This window comes from Pedobacter soli (genome assembly GCF_900101435.1).
In the GTDB taxonomy this organism is placed as follows: domain Bacteria; phylum Bacteroidota; class Bacteroidia; order Sphingobacteriales; family Sphingobacteriaceae; genus Pedobacter; species Pedobacter soli.
Genome location: NZ_FMZH01000002.1, coordinates 731,349 through 747,953, shown reverse-complemented (window position 1 = coordinate 747,953; position 16,605 = coordinate 731,349). Strand labels below are relative to the sequence as shown.

19 protein-coding genes are annotated in these 16,605 nt (G+C 39.0%); 10 read left to right on the top strand and 9 right to left on the bottom strand.

Annotation, left to right across the window (positions count from 1 at the left end):
• Window positions 1–183: 183 nt before the first annotated feature.
• The 4 genes from BLR37_RS07125 to BLR37_RS07110 all read right to left on the bottom strand — a co-directional run bounded on the left by BLR37_RS07125 (window position 184) and on the right by BLR37_RS07110 (window position 5,097).
• A complete protein-coding gene (locus tag BLR37_RS07125) occupies window positions 184–660 on the bottom strand; it encodes an acyl-CoA thioesterase (protein ID WP_090766358.1) in 477 nt (158 codons plus the stop codon).
• 402 nt (window positions 661–1,062) lie between these two features.
• On the bottom strand, window positions 1,063–3,207 hold the full coding sequence (locus BLR37_RS07120; protein ID WP_208599611.1) for a glycoside hydrolase family 97 protein: 2,145 nt from the start codon (window positions 3,205–3,207) through the stop codon (window positions 1,063–1,065).
• A 170-nt stretch (window positions 3,208–3,377) separates the two neighbouring features.
• Window positions 3,378–4,628 (bottom strand): DUF2130 domain-containing protein, encoded by a 1,251-nt coding sequence (locus BLR37_RS07115; RefSeq protein ID WP_090766352.1) that lies wholly within the window; start codon window positions 4,626–4,628, stop codon window positions 3,378–3,380.
• A gap of 88 nt (window positions 4,629–4,716) precedes the next feature.
• Complete coding sequence (locus tag BLR37_RS07110; protein ID WP_090766349.1) at window positions 4,717–5,097, bottom strand: OsmC family protein; 381 nt, start codon at window positions 5,095–5,097, stop codon at window positions 4,717–4,719.
• A 366-nt stretch (window positions 5,098–5,463) separates the two neighbouring features.
• Here BLR37_RS07110 and BLR37_RS07105 point away from each other — a divergent pair, with 366 nt between their 5' ends.
• The 10 genes from BLR37_RS07105 to BLR37_RS07060 all read left to right on the top strand — a co-directional run bounded on the left by BLR37_RS07105 (window position 5,464) and on the right by BLR37_RS07060 (window position 11,880).
• Window positions 5,464–5,829, top strand: a complete 366-nt coding sequence (locus BLR37_RS07105; protein ID WP_090766346.1) for a YtxH domain-containing protein — start codon at window positions 5,464–5,466, stop codon at window positions 5,827–5,829.
• A 51-nt stretch (window positions 5,830–5,880) separates the two neighbouring features.
• Window positions 5,881–6,630 carry a YdcF family protein gene (locus BLR37_RS07100; protein ID WP_090766343.1) on the top strand — a complete coding sequence of 250 codons (750 nt, stop codon included), beginning with the start codon at window positions 5,881–5,883 and terminating at the stop codon, window positions 6,628–6,630.
• 268 nt (window positions 6,631–6,898) lie between these two features.
• Window positions 6,899–7,318: a hypothetical protein gene (locus tag BLR37_RS07095; RefSeq protein ID WP_143009548.1), complete on the top strand. Its 420-nt coding sequence runs from the start codon at window positions 6,899–6,901 to the stop codon at window positions 7,316–7,318.
• A gap of 20 nt (window positions 7,319–7,338) precedes the next feature.
• Window positions 7,339–8,004 (top strand): hypothetical protein, encoded by a 666-nt coding sequence (locus BLR37_RS07090; RefSeq protein ID WP_143009547.1) that lies wholly within the window; start codon window positions 7,339–7,341, stop codon window positions 8,002–8,004.
• A complete protein-coding gene (locus BLR37_RS07085) occupies window positions 7,985–8,803 on the top strand; it encodes a sensor histidine kinase (RefSeq protein ID WP_090766334.1) in 819 nt (272 codons plus the stop codon). Before BLR37_RS07090 ends, BLR37_RS07085 begins: the two co-directional genes overlap by 20 nt.
• 87 nt (window positions 8,804–8,890) lie before the next feature.
• Window positions 8,891–9,544, top strand: a complete 654-nt coding sequence (locus BLR37_RS07080) for a response regulator transcription factor (protein ID WP_090766331.1) — start codon at window positions 8,891–8,893, stop codon at window positions 9,542–9,544.
• Between the two features lie 194 nt (window positions 9,545–9,738).
• Window positions 9,739–10,044, top strand: a complete 306-nt coding sequence (locus BLR37_RS07075) for a hypothetical protein (protein ID WP_090766328.1) — start codon at window positions 9,739–9,741, stop codon at window positions 10,042–10,044.
• 56 nt (window positions 10,045–10,100) lie between these two features.
• Window positions 10,101–10,652 (top strand): hypothetical protein, encoded by a 552-nt coding sequence (locus BLR37_RS07070; RefSeq protein ID WP_143009546.1) that lies wholly within the window; start codon window positions 10,101–10,103, stop codon window positions 10,650–10,652.
• A gap of 2 nt (window positions 10,653–10,654) precedes the next feature.
• Complete coding sequence (locus tag BLR37_RS07065) at window positions 10,655–11,476, top strand: hypothetical protein (RefSeq protein ID WP_090766322.1); 822 nt, start codon at window positions 10,655–10,657, stop codon at window positions 11,474–11,476.
• Window positions 11,461–11,880, top strand: a complete 420-nt coding sequence (locus tag BLR37_RS07060) for a thiol-disulfide oxidoreductase DCC family protein (RefSeq protein WP_090766319.1) — start codon at window positions 11,461–11,463, stop codon at window positions 11,878–11,880. The genes BLR37_RS07065 and BLR37_RS07060 overlap by 16 nt, the downstream gene beginning before the upstream one ends.
• Before the next feature lie 14 nt (window positions 11,881–11,894).
• On the opposite strand, the gene obgE is transcribed toward BLR37_RS07060, so the two are convergent.
• From obgE to BLR37_RS07035, 5 genes are all read right to left on the bottom strand, one after another.
• Window positions 11,895–12,890, bottom strand: coding sequence for a GTPase ObgE (obgE, locus tag BLR37_RS07055; protein ID WP_039479915.1), 996 nt, complete (start codon window positions 12,888–12,890; stop codon window positions 11,895–11,897).
• A gap of 173 nt (window positions 12,891–13,063) precedes the next feature.
• On the bottom strand, window positions 13,064–13,654 hold the full coding sequence (locus BLR37_RS07050) for an adenylate kinase (protein WP_039479914.1): 591 nt from the start codon (window positions 13,652–13,654) through the stop codon (window positions 13,064–13,066).
• A 313-nt stretch (window positions 13,655–13,967) separates the two neighbouring features.
• Window positions 13,968–14,552 carry a hypothetical protein gene (locus BLR37_RS07045; protein ID WP_090766315.1) on the bottom strand — a complete coding sequence of 195 codons (585 nt, stop codon included), beginning with the start codon at window positions 14,550–14,552 and terminating at the stop codon, window positions 13,968–13,970.
• Window positions 14,553–14,678: 126 nt separating this feature from the next.
• Entirely contained in the window at window positions 14,679–14,936 is a 258-nt protein-coding gene (locus BLR37_RS07040; protein ID WP_090766312.1) for a helix-turn-helix domain-containing protein, read from the bottom strand.
• A 286-nt stretch (window positions 14,937–15,222) separates the two neighbouring features.
• Complete coding sequence (locus BLR37_RS07035) at window positions 15,223–16,371, bottom strand: hypothetical protein (RefSeq protein WP_090766309.1); 1,149 nt, start codon at window positions 16,369–16,371, stop codon at window positions 15,223–15,225.
• Window positions 16,372–16,605 lie beyond the last annotated feature (234 nt).

The following is a 16,605-nucleotide window of genomic DNA, read 5'->3' as shown; positions in this document are numbered from 1 at the left end:
TTGCAGCTTGCGCTCGTTTTTAACGAGTGCTTAAATAGCAAAGCGATTTTATCTCACTTTACATATTACAAGAAACATTTTTTTACAACAAAGACACTAAGCACACAAAGAGGCTCACAGCATTTAAAACTTCGTGACCCCTGTGCCTTACCTTTGTTCCTCGGTGGTTAAATTTGCCATCCGCTAAACGATATAAGGTTCCATTTCCTTATCAATGCTTTTGCGCAGCTCCATTAGTTTAACGGCGTAGCCCCGCATGGCAATTTCTTTTTCAGTTTTAGGTTTAAATTCAGGTATCCGTTGCGGATTTCCGTTATCATCAACTGCCACAAAAACAATAATACAATGCGTATTCTTCACAAAATCAATTTTCCCTACAGGTTTCGAGTAGGCATCAACAGCAATATGCATACTGGTTTTGCCCGTGTAAATAATGCGTGCATCCATTTTAACCAAATGGCCAATGTGTACCGGATGGAAGAAACGGATCCCCCCAACATATACAGTTACACAATACGATTGGCTCCACTGTAAGGCACAGGCAAAAGCTGCCTGATCAATCCACTTCATCATCATCCCCCCATGTACCTTGCCTCCATAGTTTACGTCAGAGGGTTCGCTTAAAAATTGAAGTTCGATATGATTTTTGGGTCGTGCCATTTTGATAATAATTAGAAGGTTTGGTTGTTATGTCGCTAATATATTACAAAATCACTTACAAGCACAGGAAATTATGATTTTTATCATGTTTCTTTAACAAAAACTTAACAATGAATCAATTCAATACACAAAAACGCCTTAATTAAGTAAAAACTAAGCAAAAACCCTGAATAACCACCAAACAAACACATTTAAAACCCAAAAAATGGACCAGAAATAAAAAAACACAGACAAGCAAATCTCATCTGTGTTTATCTGTAACAAAAAATAACTTTTCAGCGTCATTTGGTAACAACTGACACCACAAAACGGATACAAAATCTTATCTGCGTTCATCTGTGGCATCTGTGGCAAAAAAATAACTTTCAGTGTCAGCTGGTAACAGCTGACACCACAGAGAAATTATTTGGCCATAATGCTAATTGCATAACCGCCACCCGGTGCACAATACTGGCTAAGTTTGCTTTTGCTGGTCACCTCTATTTTGCGGATGGTATACGCTTTCGGATTGGTTTCATAGTGTGCATCCTTTGCATCAGCATAAATGGTTGCCGTATATTTCTTCCCCGGATCTAAAAAGCTGAAATCTATTTTCGAAGTACGCGCCACCTCATCGTTGGTACGGCCAACAAACCAATTGTTTTTACCTTTTGCTTTGCGCGCAAAAGTGATGTAATCGCCAGGTTCTGCTTCCAACACCTTGGTATCATCCCAATCAACGGCCACATCTTTAATAAACTGGAAAGCATCCATGTACTTGTTGTAAGTTTCAGGTAAATCGGCAGCCATTTGCAGCGGACTATACATCGTAACATACAAAGCCAGCTGACGTGCCAGCGTACTGTGCACAAAAGAAGTATTTGCAGGATTATAGGCACTTACCTTCGTTTCGAAAATACCAGGGGTATAATCCATTGGTCCACCAATTAAACGGGTAAAAGGTAAAATGGTAGTATGGTCGGCATTGTTACCACCAAAAGCTTCGTACTCTGTACCACGGGCCGATTCGTTACCGATTAAATTCGGATAAGTGCGTGCCAAACCTGTTGGTCTAACTGCCTCGTGGGCATTCACCATAATTTTATATTCTGCGGCTTTCTGTATAGCATACAAATAATGGTTGTTTAACCACTGACCATAGTGGTGCTCTCCCCTTGGTATCATATTACCCACATAACCGCTTTTTACTGCATCATACCCATTGGCTTTCATAAACTTGTAGGCCGTATCTAAATGGCGTTCGTAATTACGTACCGAAGAGGAGGTTTCGTGATGCATAATCATTTTAATGCCCTTGCTTGCTGCATAGCGGTGCAATTCCTGTACATCAAAATCGGGGTATGGCGTTACAAAATCGAAAACATAATCTTTCGTTTTACCAAACCAGTCTTCCCACCCCTCATTCCAGCCTTCAACCAAAACCGCATCCAAACCATTTTTGGCTGCAAAATCAATGTATTCTTTTACATGTGCTGTATTGGCCGCATGTTTTCCGTTAGGTTTTGTTTTCGAATAATCGGTTACCCCCAATTGTACACTGGTTAAATCGTTGTACGCCCAGGTACTTTTTCCGGTAATCATTTCCCACCAAACACCTACATACTTGGTTGGCTTAATCCACGATACATCTTTAAATTTAGTGGGTTCATTTAAGTTGTAAGTCAGTTTTGAAGTTAAAATATCGCCAGCCTTATCGCTCACAATAATGGTGCGCCATGGCGATACGCAAGGCGCCTGCATATAACCTTTATCGCCAACCGCATCGGGTGTTAACCACGACTCTAAAATCATATTTTTATCATCGAGATTTAGCGACATTAACGAATAATTGATCAAAGCAGCCTCATGGATATTAATGTATAATCCATCTTTGCTCTTCATCATTAAAGGTGTTTGCAAACCTGTAGGCGAAAAAGTGGTTTGCGATGCATTAGGTGTTACCGCAGCTTTCATTTTGCCACGCACTTCCGATAAATTCGACGTTACTGTGCTGTATTCCTGCGTATCGTAATCGCCAGGTAACCAAAAAGCTTTATGATCGCCGGCCAAAGCAAACTGCGTTCGCTCTTCTTTAATCACAAAGTAATCGAGGTTTTTCTGCTCCGGGAATTCATACCTGAAGCCCAGGCCATCATTAAATAAACGCAAACGCACCACAATAAAGCGGTTGCTTTCCTTTTGGGTTAAGGTAACGGCCAGTTCGTTGTAATGGTTTACAATTTCTTTTACCTCGCCCCAAACCGGTTTCCAGGTTTCGTTAAACGTACTGGTTTTGGTATCAGTTACTTCAAAGCCGTTTAATAAAGATTTACCCTCTTTAAGTTCTAAACCAAGCTTGCTGGTTTTAATCACGTCTTTTCCTTTATACTTTAAGCTATAGGTAGGTACTCCCCCATCAGCCAAAGCAAAGCTGGCTACCAGATTGCCATCCGGCGATTTCAATTCCATTCCGGGAACGTTCCCGAAAACATCCCCAAAAAATAGCATAGCGCATATTAAAGTAAGGATTTTAATGCCGTTAAAGAATTGGTTTGGTTTCTTATTCATCTTATCATTTATTTATTATTACGTATATATATCACATTAGTTTTGGTTTGTGCAACGTCGAAAAGTATTTAATTAAATATAATTCATATCTCGCAATACTCAAAACAGCCATGGCTCGTGTAGCCACGAACCATACCATAATAACCTGTAAGTCAAATATTTGCGACAACTTATTCTAAAAGTAACGCATCATCCTCATCCGTTAAACTCAACTGAATGCTGTCGCTACCGGCAATACCTTCAATAGAACCACGAATGTGTGTGGCATTTAAAAGCACTTTTTCAAGTTGTTTTTCACGGGCTTTCCACAAACGCTCCATCGCATCGCGTTCGCGCTGTATAGAAAGTTTCATACTCATAAATCCTTCGCGAATGGCTTTCCACTGCTCCGAGAACTCTACTCCAGTTAAATAATCGTACAACATGTGCATTTTATCGCCCCGGTTTTCCTGCGATTTCATCGCACTCGCTAAACGCAGAATCCCATCGCGCAAAACATAAGCTACGGCATTTACTTCTTCGAAAGAGCAAATCCAAACGCCATCGCGCTGGCCAAAGCTGGTCATGCCTTTAGGGTAACACTGGCTCACAATCACGGCAACATCTATCCCCATGCTGCGCATGTCTTTTTTCAGCTTTTCAATCCAGTCGCCACCAAAATCTTTGGTACGTTTACTTTCATATATAATTTTGCCACACTCCTGTCCAAACTGGTTGCGTACCACCTGTACACAATCTGCTCCACGTACGCCTTTGCCTACCTCATCAATCAAATCGAAAGGAAAATTGCTGCGCAACAGCTCCTCCAAAATCAGCTCCTGTACCTCGCCCTGCAACTGCATACTGCCCTGCTCTGCTTTGCGCTTCATTTCTTCGGCCAGTTTTTTCTGGTCGTCAAGTTGCTTTTCAAGTTCCTTTAAACGCAACTGGTGTTCAGTTTCTTTGATACTATTTTTTTCAGCCTCCTGCTTTCTAATCTGCTCTACCAACTCGTTGCGTTGTTCCTGCATTTTACGCTGAAAGGCAAGTTCCATTTCTTCCTCTTTCAACTTCAGGCTCTGCTCGCGTCTTAAAAATTCAAGTTCCTTTTCGCGGGCAAGCTTCAATTTCTCTTCGTTATCTTTTGCATTACCTTCCAGCATTTGCAGCTTGGTTTCAAAATCGGCTGCAATACTTTTACGCAGGTTGCCTTCCAAATCATCTTTCAGTTTAACCTTTTCTTCAGCAAGTTTAACATCAAACGCCTTTTGCTGCTGTTGTTTTTCGTTTTCTATAGCAGCAAGCTTACGCTGGTATTCTTCGTCCTTTTGCTTGGTAAAGGTTACCATCTTCTCACGCAACTCTTTTTTATAATCTTCGGCCATGGCTTCTTCCATCGGAAAAACATGGGCACAGTTGGGGCATTTTATTTCGGTAGGCATAAATATTTTTACTCCTTAAAAAATCAGGGGAACTACAAAGATATTAAAGCTTTTCATCAATGTATAACCGAGTTTTGCACCGTTAGGGTTAAAGCACTTTTGATCTGATTTCATTACCTGCAGCCAAAATCTTACTCACCGGGCATTTTGTTGCAATATCTTCCAGTCGTAATTTTTGTTCCTCAGTAAGCACACCTGTACAGGTAATTTCTTCCAAAAAAATAGTCTCGCCGTTTTCGGTATCCACGTTAACTTCAACCTCAATCCGGTCAACCGGCCAGCCTTTCCGGTCAATATACATCCTTAAAGTAATGGCCACACATGATGCCAGCGAAGCCATCAGCAGCCCTTTGGGTGCAAACCCCTGGTGGGTACCTCCATATTCCAACGGCTCGTCGGCTATAATTTCATGCGATCCGTTGCTTACCGAACAAGCATAATGCTCGCGGTTTATTGTTGCTTTTACCATATTAATTTAGCTCTTAAAAACGCTAAACTTAACAAATATTTCCTGATTGAAGGGTACCCAGCCATATCTCTACCTTACTTACCTGCATTATTTTTTTTGAAAAGCAGGGTCTGTACAACTATTAACGGTAGCCCTGCCATTCGCTTTATTCCGATGAATCGGGATGCCCGCTGCTGTCAGGTTTATTTTACCCGGGCAAACTGTGCTATTAAAAATAAGTTCCAGGCATAAAATCTGTAAATCTGTGGCTTTTACAAATAATTTTATCCTCTGGACAATTATTCCTCAATCTTATTTAATCTTATTTTTAGTTATTTTTTTGAAACATTATTTCACGGCATTTGTTCTTTTTCGAAATGTGATGTTATGAAATACAGAAAGTTAATCAGAAAATATTTAACGCAAAGGTCCGATAACAATGTTCAGGTTGCACTCGCATTAGTTGCAGGTTTAGCGGCAGGTGCCGTAATCAGTGTTTTATTTGCTCCCGATAGCGGCGCTGGTACCCGTGGCAAAATTGCAGGCAAAGCCAAAAACCTGCGCTATGGCTTTCAGGATAAATATAACCTTTTAAAAGAAAAGGTATTTGGTGTTGAAGCCATCGAAAATGATATTGTTGAACACGAAGTGCCACATTTTAAACATAAAATAGAAAAAAAGCGTAAATCTGATGTGAAAGAAATATTAGATGACGCCTATAAAAACGGACAGGTGCAGGAAGGTCAGGGATAATTGCGGTAAAGCAGATTAAAATCTTAGTTTTGCAGCTCCAGTCTGCAAATCATGATTTTTATCCTCTCCAAAGTTTTATTGTTTTTGATCAAGCCATTTATTTGGTTTTGCGTTTTGCTGGTTGCCGCTATTTTAGCCAAAAAGGATAAACCAAGAAAGAAATTACTCATTGCATCCGGATTGGTGCTGCTGTTTTTCTCTAATCCGTTTCTGGCCGGAAAAGCAGTTAACTTGTACGAACCTGCATACCCTACGCAAAAGAAAAGCTACGATGTAGCCATTGTGCTAGGTGGCTTTTCGGGTTTAAACAAGCGTAACAATGAAATACAGCTGAACGGCCACAGCGATCGCCTGTTTCAGGCGCTATCACTTTACCGGCAAGGCAGGGTTAAAAAGATATTAATTACCAGTGGCAACGCCAGTCTGGTTAACAACGAGGTAAAAGAGGCCGATCTGGTTAAAAAATTCCTGCACCAGATCTGCATTCCCGATAGTGCAGTACTTATCGAAAACCAAAGCAGAAATACCATCGAAAATGCCAAATTTAGTTTGGAGCTAATAAAGAAAACCGTGCCTGATGCGAAAATTGTAGTGGTCACCACTGCATGGCATATCCCCAGAACAAAGGTAATTTTTAAACGTTTTTTTGGCGATGGCCTAGATTATCTGCCCACCAATTATGCAGGCCAGGCAGATTACAATTTCGACGATTTTATCATCCCAGATCCTGGTGCTTTCGGCACCTGGGATGTGTTATTTAAAGAGTGGCTAGGCCTTCTGATCGACAACTTTCGCAATTGATACTTCAATCAATTATATCTTTTATTTACTCATAATCCTGTTGTAGGCGCGTTATTAAAGGGCCCCAATGGCCTATTTACATTATTAAACAGCAGTACACCTTCAAGATTTACAACAGTATTCAAAGTTTTACTTAACAAGTATATTTTTAAATACATTATTTGTATACATTTATATCATTACAAATACATTAAAAATTATGCTCACTAAAGAAAAACAAACCCAAAAATTTTATTGGCTCAAGTACGAGATTAGCACAATCCAGTCTATGATCTTAAATTCCCCAGGCATTGATCAATTTGTATTCTGCTATTTTTTCCCCGACACCGATAAAAAAGAAAAGCCTTTACAGCTGATTGCCTATGGTTATATGGCCGACACCAACCAATACAGTAGTTATTTCGATAAACTGGAGGTTTACAACAATAGTGCCCTTGATCTTAGTGGCCCGATCATCATGAGTAATAACCTCATTTCCCTGGCCGATATCCAGTTATTAATTAACACGCCTGATGTAAATGGCGATAAGCCAGATTATCTTGTATTTATCCCCAATTTAGCGCAGGGACATGTACTTTACAATGTAAAAAGATTTAAAAGGATTGATACCGGAGATGTAGAATTGCTGTTCAGCAACGATCCCGATCCAATTAAAACCAATCCTTCGCCACCGGCAACAATAAGTTAAAGCAACAACCCTCACCTCAGATGCTAAAAATATTCCAATTAGTTCTCGATTGGTCTGAAGTATGGGCACTATTTACCCCAATAACCATTTTAATGGTTAAGCAACAACCAGCAAAACTTAAGCTGGTTGTTGCTTATGTATGGGCGGCATTGATTATTAACCTCGCTATAGATCTGGTTTGGAAATTCAGGATGTTGCTGCCAGCAGATTACAACTCCAACAACTTTCTTTATAACCTGCATTCAACGGTGCGTTTTTATCTGTTCAGTGCATTTTTTATCCATCTTCAGCAGCCTTTTTTGGTTAAGGTTAAAAAAATTGTGCCTGTCTGTTTTACGCTCTTTATGATTATCAACTTTACTTTTTTCGAAAACTTTTTCGATTACTGGAAATTCAGCAATCGGTTGCTTTCAATCGAGGCCGCGCTCTTGCTTTTTTATGTATTACAGTATTACCTGTTTAAAATAAACGATAACATAGGCACAAAGATTACGGATAACGTTTTTTGGATTGTTACCGGCCTGGGCATTTTTGTAGCCCTCAATTTTTTCATTTTCCTGCTCTATAATGAGCTTACTATACGCTTTCAGCGCTTTGCCATAAGTTTGTGGAGCGTGCACAACATATCGTATATTATTTTAAACCTGTTTTTAGCAAAAGGTTTTTATGAATCAGGAAAGCAATAAGATTACCCTAATGTTAATGGCAGGTATGGCTGGTATGCTGATGCTTTTTATTAGCATTTTGCTCATTTTTATTTTTATGCAGCGCAAAAAACTTCAGTACAAAATGAATTTACAAGCGCTGCAAAATGCACAAAAAAATCAGCTGATAGCTGCAGCTGTAAGAAGCGAGGAAATGGAAAAGCTACGCATTGCCGAAGAACTTCATGATGAAGTGGGAGCCATACTCGGAGCATCCAGTTTGCATTTTTATGGAATTAACCTCGATAATTGTGATGAAACCAGTAAGGAAATGTATGCCAAAAGCAAAAGCCTGCTCGATGAGGGAATCAGCAAAATCAGGGGCATATCACATAACCTGCACTCCAACATCTTGCAGGAACTGGGCCTTAAAGAAGCAATTAGTCACTTCTGCGATAAGATTGGCCATAGCAGTTTAATTAACATTAGCTTAGATCTCCAGGACAGACACAATACCAAAGCCAGCCCTGACGACATTAGCATTTACCGGGTTGTTCAGGAATTGCTCCATAATATTAACAAGCATGCGAAGGCCAGCAATATCCATATCTCTTCGGCAAGCACAAACAACCAGCTGATCTTTACCATTACACACAACGGAAACGGAATTACCCAAAATCAGTTCGAAGAACTCCGGTTCACTAAAGATGGCCTGGGTTTAAAAAACATACAGAACAGGATGATCATGCTTAAAGCCGGTCTTAATTTTTCGGAACAGGCTGGCCATTACCAGATCGAATTAAAAATACCAGTTGGGGAAAGAAAACCAAATGACAAATAATTAATACAATTAAGTAGTATTAGAATGTAATTTATACCGTCTATTTATAGAAAATTAACTAATTTTAAAAGATTAAATAAAGTAACCATGGCCAAAATAAGGATAGCTATAGCAGACGATTACAGCATTTTTAGAGATGGCTTAAAAGTTGGTTTCACACGCGATAAAAACCTTGAAGTGATATTTGAAGTATCAGACGGGCATGAACTGATGCAAAAACTCGAAGAGGTACAACCAGACGTGATTTTGATGGATCTCAAAATGCCCGGAATGGACGGTATCGAAGCCATCAAGCTGATCCGGAAAAAATACGAAAGCGATATTAAAATACTGGTTGTTACCATGTATGATGATGTTAAATTTATCATTCACCTGATGGAAAACGGTGCCAATGGTTATCTACTCAAAAATACCGATCCAAAAGAAATCAGAAAGGCCATTTACTCCGTACATGAAAGCGGTTATTATTTTAACGATATTGTAACTAAAGCCTTGCTCAAAAAACTTACCATTAAAAGCACCTCCAAACTCTCGCTTGACCAGACAATAGAATTCTCAGAACGCGAACTCGACGTGTTAAAACTGATTTGCGACGAGAAAACAGCCAGTGAAATCGGCACCGAACTTTTCTTAAGTCCACGTTCTGTGGAAGGTATCAGAATGCGCATAATCGAAAAAACAGGCGTGCGCAATACCGCTGGTCTAGTGATGTTTGCCATCAAAAACGGCGTTATAGACTAAGTTCCTTCCTTCCTTTATTACGCCCGAACACCCCTGCATTTTATCCTAATACTACGTAGAAATACTTAGTTTTCTGATTAGGTATTATCACGCTGGCATCAAAACCATCTCCTCCTGAACTTTACATTGTGCAAACGAAGCTTCAAAACCAACGCACATAAACAATTATTTATTTACCTCAAAAAGAAAACAAAATGGCAAAATCAGGCTTATCCAAGGCAGAACTAGCAATCCTTGATGCACTAATCGCCGATTTACAAGGCGACAATGAAATTGTTGAATCAAATTCAGCAGCCCCCCTATTTATTACAGCAATAGCACGTACTGCTGTAAAAGCAGTAAAAGTAACCGTTAAGGCTACACCGGTAGTTACCCAAGTAGCCGAAGCTGTGGGCGCAGCCAATGCGTTGAACGAAGCAGAAATCAGCGATCTTTCTAAAGAGGCCAACAATGGCTTATCGTTAGATAAACTGATCGAACTCCGTAAAAAGTTCAATTAACTATTTGGGGAGGGCAGTTCTGCTGTCCTCCCTTTTTCTACAATCTTATTTTAAAAATGATGATGTTGAAATTAACACCTACGGCAATTTACGAACTTGTAATAACCGTTATCCTGGCCTGCTGGTTTTTAGCCACCATATTATGCCAGTTCAAAGAAACCGGAGTATCCTGGTTCATCAGATATAAAATCGACCTCTTTAACCTGATTCCATTATGGACATTTTTCGCGCCCCATCCAGGCAAAAGAGACTATCATCTGTTATTCAGAGACAAGACAGATGACAGTTATACCGAATGGCATGAAATGGATATTACTGAAGAACGCACATTCTGGTCGTGGTTATGGAACCCCGAAAAACGGGATAAAAAAATCCTCTCAGATGTGGTACAGAGCCTTGTTTCAAGTATCCCATCTTACCGCGAAAAAACAGGCAATTTAAATTTACTCATGTTCTCTACGCCTTACATTATTGTATTGCATGCAGTTAGCCACTATAAAAAACATACAGAGAATTGCTACCGCCAGTTTATGCTGGCCGAATCGGCGGGTTATCAAAAAGAAACGACTCCATCATTAATCCTGTTATCTGTTTTTCATCAAATTTAGCCATGATTTTATTTAACAACATATCGCAAATTGTATTGATCATACTCAGTGTGGGTTTACTGATCTCTACCTTAGAATACCTCAAAAAAGTACAGATATTTTCTACAAAAGGGCTGTTATCCTGGAATGTGATGCAGTTAAAATGGACTAAAGAGAATCAAAGTCCTTTGCTGAAACCGTTTTTCAAATTGTTTAGTGTTCCCGGCCTGGCGATGCTGTTTTTAATCAGATGTTTACTTATTACTGGTCTGTTATTTTTTCCGCTACAAAGTACAGTTGGATGGGTATTGATCAGTTTATTAGGGCTGAGCTTACTCCTGGCCTCATTGGTTACGCATTACGGAAGCGATGGTTCCGATCAGATGAGTATGCTGATTATTATTACCCTTATTTTATGCAATATGCCAGCACTTGCCAGTAATAAGTTAAGGGACATCGGACTTTGGTTTATTGCATTACAGGCTTGCCTTTCATACGCAGTTGCAGGCATTGCCAAACTCGTATCGGCTGAATGGCGGTCGGGCACTGCGATAAAAGACGTGTTTTCAACCAAAACATACGGTTCAAAAAAGGCAACGCTTTTCTTGCAGAAATATCCCGCAGCCAATCTTTTTCTATGCTGGAATGTCATCATTATGGAAACGATTTTTCCGCTATGCCTGTTTCTACCCTGGCCGTTTGCGTTGATATTTCTGGTATGGGGATTTATCTTCCACTTTTTTACAGCAGTAATTATGGGACTAAACGCTTTCTTCTGGGCATTTATGGCAACCTATCCGGCAATTTATTTTGTTAACCACCAAATTTCATGGAACCTGTTTTAAATACACCGAAAGATATTATCCTGTTTGATGGAGTATGCAATTTCTGTAATGGTTATATCAATTATGTTATTGCATACGATCATCGCAACCAGTTTAATTTTGCACCGCTACAGAGTGGTACTGCAGCGGTGTTAAGCGAAAAGTACAAAACTGATTTTGAAAGGCTCAACAGCATTATTGTGGTCAGGGAAAACGGGTTTTTAACCCAATCCCGAGCTGTACTCTACATCCTGAAAAATCTGAATGTCTGGTGGTCGCCGTTAATTAATCTGGCCTATCTGATTCCAAACATTATCAGGAACTGGTTCTACACCGCCTTTGCTAAAAAACGTTATAGCTTATTCGGACGAACAGAGAGCTGCATGATCCCAACGGCAGAAGTTAGGAGCCGGTTTTTGACCTAAAATAAGAATGGGATTTAGCCTTCAATCGCCTTCCAAAGCATATCTTTCAGTTCGAGAATATTCTTTTCTGCAACCGAAGAAATAAAAATAGCAGGTATTTTTGGCAAATCCTGTTTCATTTCTGCCATTAATTCCTCATCCAGCATATCTGATTTGGTGATGGCCAGTACGTGCGGTTTTTGCATTAATTCGGAGTTGTACGATTCCAACTCTCTTTTTAAAATTTCGTACTCTTCTTTAATCGAGCGGCTGGTATCGGCCGGAACCATGAAAAGCAATACCGAATTACGTTCAATGTGGCGTAAAAAGCGATAACCTAAACCTTTACCTTGTGAAGCACCTTCAATAATACCCGGAATATCGGCCATTACAAACGATTTGCCACCACGGTAACTTACAATGCCCAGGTTTGGCACTATGGTAGTAAATGGATAATCGGCTATTTCGGGCTTAGCTGCAGATACTACCGAAAGTAGTGTAGATTTACCCGCGTTCGGGAAGCCTACCAAACCCACGTCTGCCAAAACTTTTAGTTCAAGAATGTTCCAAACTTCCTGTCCCTGCTCACCTGGCTGGGCAAAACGCGGTGTTTGTTGCGTTGGACTCTTAAAGTGTGCATTACCCAATCCTCCACGACCGCCGGCCGTTAAGATTTTGGTTTCGCCATCTTTTGTAATTTCAAAAAGCACCTCTCCGGTTTCCGCATCGCGGGCAATGGTTCCAAGGGGTACTTCTAATATTTCATCTTTACCTTGCTTGCCTGATTTATGCGAACTGCCACCGGCACCACCATCTTCAGCAATAATGTGCTTGCGGTATTTAAGGTGTAATAATGTCCAGATGTGAATGCTTCCTTTAACAATGATATGACCGCCGCGGCCACCATCACCACCATCAGGACCACCCATAGAAGTTAAAACATCACGATGTAAATGTGCCGAACCTGCCCCACCTTTACCAGAACGGCAACAGATTTTTACATAATCTACGAAATTTGAACCCTGTGACATATTATTATTGTTGAATGTTTTAATGTTTTAACGTTAACCTGCTACAACCACAGTTCCGTTAAAATTAAAGAGTTATAACGCTTTAACATTATAACTCTTCTGATGTTTTTTATACTGCAGTACCGAAAAAATTAGTCCGATACTTCTTTATACTAATTTTGCTTTGCAGCTATTTATTTAACTTCGATACCGTTGCTAAACTGATCGATCACCTCGCAAAGATTGCTGTAAATGGTTTCAATTTCACCAATGCCATTCACTTTGCTTAATTTACCTTGTTCTTCATAGTAAGGTAATACGTGGATGGTTTTATCGAAATATTCTGAAATCCGTTTTTTTAGTTTTTCAGCATCATCATCCGGGCGGCCACTAATTTTCTGGCGCTCAGCAATACGTTTTGTTAATTCTTCCTGATCAACATCTAAAGCAATAACGCCTGCAATTTTGCTGCCTTTACGCTCTAAAAATAAATCAAGTTCTTTTGCCTGTGGAACAGTGCGTGGAAATCCGTCGAACACAAATCCTTTTGCATCAGGGTTTTTGTCTACTTCTTCTTCAAGCATGGCAATTGTAATTGCATCCGGAACCAATTCTCCATCCGCCAACAACTGACTTACTTTTTTTCCTAATTCGGTTTCACCTTTAACGTGTGCTCTAAAAAGATCGCCTGTTGAAACGTGTACCAGCTGATATTTTTCAATCAGTTTTTCAGATTGGGTGCCTTTACCCGCCCCCGGAGGGCCAAAGAGTACTAAATTAAGCATTCAGGTTGTTTAGGTTGTCTTCAAAATTAAAAAAAGCCTTATTCCTATGGCTTTACCGAAAGTAACGCACCTTTTAGTTAATAATCAGCTAAATAACTACGCCCTTTCGAGGCTGCAAATATACAATTATTAATTTATAAGCCATTTATAATTGAGAATTTATTTAAAAAAGCGCTGTTTTAATGACATTTCTCTTATCGTACAAAGATTCTTGTGCCATTTTTATATTTAGCAGAATATTCTTTTAAACAAACTGTTAATTAACCAAACTATTTTCAATATCTCTTCCAATAAATTCTTCCTTTTACACAACTTACCCTTTATTGGGGTTTAAAAATTGCTTCAATACATCATCCACTTCTGGCAAACTTTTTAGGTTTGACTCCAGCCTTATTACCAAATCTTCAAAACGGGCTTCATAATTCAAAACTTTAACAGCATATTCAAATGGATAAAGCGATAGCAACATTCCTTCCCGGTCATACTTTAGCGTCATACCTCTCAATGGATATTCAGGTTTTTTATCATGAAATAGCTTAAAGCCATAACGTTTAATCAGAAAATCGCTAAAAGCATAGGCGAGCATCATAGCCGAATCTGTCTTTCCTAAATTAAGCGCTTTACAATACAATTCGAAACCAAATCCATCCTCAACCGCCTGATCCAGATTTAATGGATGATTTATTGGAGACTCAACCTTTCTGTCTAGTTTGTTAGCAACAGCAAAGCCTTCAATCATTTTCAGACAGCCTTCAAGCATTTCGGGCTTTATAAAATCTTCATCATATCTTTCATCAAAATACTCGGTAGAAACGATCTCTTTAAAAGGTGTTTCCTGATCAGTTTCATTTTGATTTTTTTCGCTTTTAGCAGAAAATAGTTTTTTAAAGAAATTCATAGCTACGTTAATTTATACAACTAAGATATTAATTAATCGCAGCATTCAGCTATCAATTATGTTCAATATGCCAGTTCCCCTAATTTTTCATTACTGGCTCATTTATCATCTCTGCGATCACTTAGCTCATTGATCGAAACCCTCGCTGAAAAATTCCGCAAGGCTTATATCCAATGCCGATAGGACCTTGAGCAAAGACGAAAAATTCAGATCTTCCCCATTCTCATACCGCCAGAGCTGCGTGCGGTTAAGGTCATGCTTAAAAGCAAATTTTTCATAGTTGCGTTCCCCTTTAGCTTCCCTAAGGAAACGAATCCGTTCGCCAACCAATTTTAAAACCTGCTTAATATTCTCGCTGTTCTGATCGTTTTTGGCTCTACTCATAGGATAAAGTAAACCAAAATGATGCGCCAAAGGTACTTCTAAAAAGAAACATCATATTAGATACATCTTATAAGAAACAAAATTGTATCTTTATTATGTTTCAAATACCAATAAAATATGGAAAAGGAGGACATACTAGATATCCCGATTGAAAAACTTGGTTTTAGTTCTAATTTTCGCAGGGCTTGTGATACCATGAATGTCAGCACGCTAAACGACATCACATCTGTTCTGCCTGAACAACTGATAAATAAAAAAGGATTTAGTTACAGCTGGTTGGGGGAACTCAGCGCATACTTAGATAAGAAAGGACTGTTGCATTTATTGCAAAGACCATAGGAAAAAAATTTCGGTTGATCCGCTGGATCATGCGCTGCAATAAATCCCGCACACGTGCAGCTGTATGCTGATCAATACTGTAGAATTCTTTGCTCAAGCTTCCGGGCGAAATTATGACTTGTCTTTTGCTTTGAAAATAACCGGCAAAACCTTTGAAAATGGACTGGAGGTTCTGCGTGGCGAAAACACTTTCTTCGTAGAGTAACCGAATCAGGCAGGACAGGTGTGCGACTGACATCGCTAGCGGTATCTTGGGCACTGCCACTGCATTTTTATTACATGCAGATTTTTTAGTCAGCAAAATCTCTTCCTGCAACCAATCCGTTATCATTGTTTTTAATGGAGGCCATGTATGGTCATATGCTAATTTTTTTACTTCAGGCGATAAAAAAACTTCTGCTTTCTGCTCAACCAAATACCTGAGTTTCTCGTGACTGTCTTTCAAATCGCCAATTGCAATCCCCACATAATCTTGGTAGTAAACAAGAAAAGTAAGATTATTAAAATTTGAACGAACAAGCAGAGAAACAAGTGATGTCTCTGCGTCTTCTGAATCGTAATCAATTGAAGATAATCGCTTAACTACATATTCGAAATAATGCAGCGAGCAAAAATTAAATTTTATTATATCAGTATCTTCAGACATCAAATCGAACCATTTTACGAGACAGGTAATTAGAGAAGCATTCAGGTTGCTTGCCTGCAGTCTTTGCCGGATATAACTGATACTGTTGGAAAGTTGACACATTAACCTTTGATGATACATTAAAGGTGCCAATACATTTTCATTGAAATAGTTTGAGTAATATTTTCGCAAATGGTCGATAAGCTCTAAAAGCTTACTTTGCGGAACTATAAGTTTTTCGTCTATTTCTAACCTATATAAGTTATCAGAAATATTTGTGATCACCTCGAGGTGATAATGAAAATAACGCACCAGACTATTTTCTGGTATATCGGAAAATATAACCTTTTCCCATGCCCTATGAATTTGACTAAAGCATTTTTCAATATCAATCTGAACTATTCTATTGCTGTCGGAATATTTCTGTTCAAATAATATTTCTTCTATATCCTTCAATTCATTTTTAAGCATACCAAAAAAATTTCCCGGTGCGTTAGTTAACCGTTCTCTTATTGGTTGACAATATGAGAACTTGAAATGATTGTAGTTGTCATAGTAGTCGTGTCAGTCTCAATTCTCTTACCATGTTTAGTTAGAGATTTGTACTGTGTAAGAACTTGCGTGCTTTTTTTCGGAAGTCTGTTTGATTTCATATAATTTTAATTTTTAATGTTAAATTAAGAGTCTAAGAATTAATCATATAAT

Bases quoted from the DNA above. Each gene is read 5' to 3' on its own strand.
- BLR37_RS07125 (WP_090766358.1), bottom strand. From the start codon at position 660: ATGGCACGACCCAAAAATCATATCGAACTTCAATTTTTAAGCGAACCC.
- BLR37_RS07120 (WP_208599611.1), bottom strand. From the start codon at position 3,207: ATGAATAAGAAACCAAACCAATTCTTTAACGGCATTAAAATCCTTACT.
- BLR37_RS07115 (WP_090766352.1), bottom strand. From the start codon at position 4,628: ATGCCTACCGAAATAAAATGCCCCAACTGTGCCCATGTTTTTCCGATG.
- BLR37_RS07110 (WP_090766349.1), bottom strand. From the start codon at position 5,097: ATGGTAAAAGCAACAATAAACCGCGAGCATTATGCTTGTTCGGTAAGC.
- BLR37_RS07105 (WP_090766346.1), top strand. From the start codon at position 5,464: ATGAAATACAGAAAGTTAATCAGAAAATATTTAACGCAAAGGTCCGAT.
- BLR37_RS07100 (WP_090766343.1), top strand. From the start codon at position 5,881: ATGATTTTTATCCTCTCCAAAGTTTTATTGTTTTTGATCAAGCCATTT.
- BLR37_RS07095 (WP_143009548.1), top strand. From the start codon at position 6,899: ATGATCTTAAATTCCCCAGGCATTGATCAATTTGTATTCTGCTATTTT.
- BLR37_RS07090 (WP_143009547.1), top strand. From the start codon at position 7,339: ATGCTAAAAATATTCCAATTAGTTCTCGATTGGTCTGAAGTATGGGCA.
- BLR37_RS07085 (WP_090766334.1), top strand. From the start codon at position 7,985: ATGAATCAGGAAAGCAATAAGATTACCCTAATGTTAATGGCAGGTATG.
- BLR37_RS07080 (WP_090766331.1), top strand. From the start codon at position 8,891: ATGGCCAAAATAAGGATAGCTATAGCAGACGATTACAGCATTTTTAGA.
- BLR37_RS07075 (WP_090766328.1), top strand. From the start codon at position 9,739: ATGGCAAAATCAGGCTTATCCAAGGCAGAACTAGCAATCCTTGATGCA.
- BLR37_RS07070 (WP_143009546.1), top strand. From the start codon at position 10,101: ATGATGATGTTGAAATTAACACCTACGGCAATTTACGAACTTGTAATA.
- BLR37_RS07065 (WP_090766322.1), top strand. From the start codon at position 10,655: ATGATTTTATTTAACAACATATCGCAAATTGTATTGATCATACTCAGT.
- BLR37_RS07060 (WP_090766319.1), top strand. From the start codon at position 11,461: ATGGAACCTGTTTTAAATACACCGAAAGATATTATCCTGTTTGATGGA.
- obgE (WP_039479915.1), bottom strand. From the start codon at position 12,890: ATGTCACAGGGTTCAAATTTCGTAGATTATGTAAAAATCTGTTGCCGT.
- BLR37_RS07050 (WP_039479914.1), bottom strand. From the start codon at position 13,654: ATGCTTAATTTAGTACTCTTTGGCCCTCCGGGGGCGGGTAAAGGCACC.
- BLR37_RS07045 (WP_090766315.1), bottom strand. From the start codon at position 14,552: ATGAATTTCTTTAAAAAACTATTTTCTGCTAAAAGCGAAAAAAATCAA.
- BLR37_RS07040 (WP_090766312.1), bottom strand. From the start codon at position 14,936: ATGAGTAGAGCCAAAAACGATCAGAACAGCGAGAATATTAAGCAGGTT.
- BLR37_RS07035 (WP_090766309.1), bottom strand. From the start codon at position 16,371: ATGCTTAAAAATGAATTGAAGGATATAGAAGAAATATTATTTGAACAG.